At 40.4% G+C, this 3,111-nt stretch carries 4 protein-coding genes and 1 pseudogene; all 5 read right to left on the bottom strand.

The genetic code is table 11. The features are described 5' to 3' along the window. Nucleotides 1-73: 73 nt before the first annotated feature. Complete coding sequence (locus CWATDRAFT_RS35255) at nucleotides 74-526, bottom strand: transposase (RefSeq protein ID WP_007303109.1); 453 nt, start codon at nucleotides 524-526, stop codon at nucleotides 74-76. Between the two features lie 64 nt (nucleotides 527-590). Beyond that, entirely contained in the window at nucleotides 591-1,172 is a 582-nt protein-coding gene (locus CWATDRAFT_RS30860; RefSeq protein WP_007308623.1) for a helix-turn-helix domain-containing protein, read from the bottom strand. Between the two features lie 66 nt (nucleotides 1,173-1,238). Continuing rightward, a pseudogene (locus CWATDRAFT_RS30855) lies at nucleotides 1,239-1,757 on the bottom strand (FeoB small GTPase domain-containing protein); the annotation flags it as partial. A gap of 45 nt (nucleotides 1,758-1,802) precedes the next feature. Then, nucleotides 1,803-2,423 (bottom strand): FeoA family protein, encoded by a 621-nt coding sequence (locus CWATDRAFT_RS30850; RefSeq protein ID WP_007308621.1) that lies wholly within the window; start codon nucleotides 2,421-2,423, stop codon nucleotides 1,803-1,805. 105 nt (nucleotides 2,424-2,528) lie between these two features. Continuing rightward, nucleotides 2,529-3,111 (bottom strand): transposase (locus tag CWATDRAFT_RS30845; protein ID WP_042712998.1); only part of this gene is annotated, 583 nt, incomplete at its 5' end.

Raw genomic sequence — 3,111 nt, 5'->3', positions numbered from 1 at the left:
CCTTAGTATCTCTATTTTCCATTGTTGTCTCATTAATTAATCCTAGTGCAGCTTAGCAAAAATAATCCACCAGTCACTTATGATCTTTAAAGCCCTTAAATTTCCAAACGAACGGCTTAGCAAAATGTTGATTAAAGTAATCAATAAAATTGAGAATTTTTTGGGATAGTTCTTCAGTTGAACGGACAGTAATTCTTTTGAGTAAACGCCTGACTAAGATCGAAAACCAACACTCAATTTGATTAAGCCACGATGTATGTTTGGGAATATAAACAAAGCGAATTCGATGAGATTCATCTGATAAAAAATCTTGTTCTGTTCTTGTCGGTCCAATAGAGGGACTAACAACTTTTCCTCTTGCCACATCCCAGTTCGCAATCAAGCTTAAAGTTCCGTGTCTTTCATATTCAAATTCGATTTTTTCTACTTGTTTAGGCTTGACTCTTTTGTTCGGAAATAATCTCTCAAGAGCTTGAATCCCTGTCATTTCATCTGTACTAATTAAATGAATTCCTTGTTCTAACAAAGTTTTAGCTTCTTGATGAAGTTCACAGATATATTTGACTTGCTTTTTAAATTTTAAGGGATCATCAATTTTGGCATTTAACCAGTAACGAACGAGATGTGGTTGTAATGTCGCTTCTTTTTAAAAAACGCCCCACACTACGGGGGGAAATCTTTTCGACAATTCCTCTTTTTATGGCTTCATCCGCCAACTCTGAAGGTGTCCAATGGCTCACTGGTCTGTCTGATTTTTCACATTCTTCACAAGAGATCGCTACAATCTGGACTACTTGTTCGACCGTAAAGGATTTTGTTGTTCCAGGTCTTGGGCGATCGCTTAAAATTCCTTTGATCAAGACCATTAATGCTTTCTCCGTTACCTGTTGTTCTTCGGCGGCACTCAGTTTTTCTCTCTCCTCAAACCATCGCGATCGCCACTGACGCACTTGTACTCGGTCTAATTCTAATCTTCGACTAATCGAACTATTGCTCTCTCCTGATGCTGCGGCTAAGATTCGCTTGGCTCGTCTAACAAGGCGATAGGGTTTTGTTGTCCCTCTCACTATTTGTTGGAGTACTGTTTTCTGTAGGTTGGAGAGGTTAATTGGCAATGCTTTTATCATGGACATCAACTTCGAGATTCTTCCGTTAGTTTCATTGAAACACATTGTCGTGGCTAGTCACGAAAGTTTCTGTAAAAATCTGGTGGATTACTTTCGCCAAGCTGCACTAGGAGTATGATGGAGATTAGCCACCATTGCACCGACAATATGTAAGAGATCCTGCACCCCATCTTCTTTAGCTGCGTTCATGGGGATGACATGACACCCTAACCGTTCCCGTAACATTTCGGCGTTGATAGAAATGCCTCGATCGCTGGCTACGTCCATCATATTGAGGGCGATCACCATAGGTAGCCTCATTTCCATCAGTTGGGTGGTTAAATAGAGGTTGCGTTCCAAGTTAGAGGCATCGACAATATTGATGATTAGATCCGCTTCTCCTGAAAGTAAATAATCTCTGGCCACCAGTTCATCCATGCAGGTTGTTCCTTCTTCTACGTCCAAAGAATAAACCCCAGGCAAGTCAACCAGGGTCATTTCTTGGTCTTGGTAGCGGAACTTACCTTCTTTTCGGTCTACAGTAACACCAGGCCAGTTGCCGGTGCGTTGGTTTGACCCTGTAAGGCCATTAAAAAGGGTTGTTTTGCCACAATTGGGATTACCAATGAGGGCAATAATTGGTTTTAACATATTTCTTCAGAATTAAACGTGAAAAATTTTTATTTTTGGACGCATTTAGAGTTTTTCCACAACTAAAGCGTCGGCTTCATCTTTGCGTAGGCTGAGATGAAAGTCTCTAACAAGAATTTCTACGGGATCACCAAGGGGGGCAACGCGAATGATGCTAAACTCTACACCAGGGGTCATGCCCATAGAGAGGAGTTTTTTCTTGTAACCCCGTTTCACCTGGTTATAAGCAACGACTCGGCCTTTACTGCCTTTGGGCATTTCTCGTAATAAGGTTTGGGTTTCAGTGTTCATAGTTTTTCCTTGACTTAGAGGTTCATTGCTGACCAAAATTTTCTGCGCCATTCCTGCACCCACACCGATGCGATTATCTTGAATGGCTACAAGCACAGATCCACCAGGTTGCGCGCTAACTACTTTAACTTGGGTTCCAGGGGTTAAACCCATACCCAAAAGTCGATTCATGCCCCCGTGTCCCACAAAACCTACTATCCACACTGATTGTCCGACATGGGTTTGAGAAAGGGGATAATGTTCGCTATTCTTCGAGGTTTCCGGTAGTTCTGTGTTTTCTTTCTCACCCTCGTTAGAGTCACCGAAAAAGGTAAACTTCCAACCCTTACGCCGACGAGGGGGAGGATCGCTATTGTCATTAACCTTCCAATCCATTTTGCTCTCCTTTGCAATAATACTTGACAAAGATTATTATTTTTTAACCTTTTCTTAATTTGATTTTTGGATAAAATCAACGAATTATTCCAATCGATCAATAATTTACGAGTTAATTAGGGTTTGCTGAAAAAGTTTCTCCAAAATTTGTGCCACTTTTGACCAAGAATTTTCTGACAAATCAATAAGTTTTAGTACATAAAAATTGTTTAAAGTATAATCAAAATTAATGAAAGGCGGTTTGATAAGTTCTCCTGTTCTATTATTAGTAAATAAGGACAAAAAAAGCGACAAAAACTGCCTCAGAAGTTTAGAAAGATTGACAACTAAAAATGTAATAGCAATAGATGTAATGGAGGTTTCAGGGAGTTTTGTCATCACGAGATTTAGGCTAAATCTTCGTTTAGCTTGTCCAAACTTTCCCTCAATAGCATTACGGAAGCATTCATCGGAGTGGGCTTGTTTCTTTTCTTCTTCACTGACATTTTTCGGAGGTCTTCCTAACTTCGGACCACTGATTCTTATCCCTCTTTCCTTACACCAATTTCTGTTTTCCCTAGTTCGATAAATTTTATCTACATGGACGGATTCGGGATAATAGGGGGATCCTCTAGATCGACAATCAGCATCAAGCTGCACTGCCGTGCTCTCCCATCTCCCTTTTTTTTTCTGTTCTTTTCTTTTCGCC

The organism is Crocosphaera watsonii WH 8501, from assembly GCF_000167195.1.
Lineage (GTDB): Bacteria > Cyanobacteriota > Cyanobacteriia > Cyanobacteriales > Microcystaceae > Crocosphaera > Crocosphaera watsonii.
This window is presented reverse-complemented; position numbering and strand designations above follow the sequence as displayed.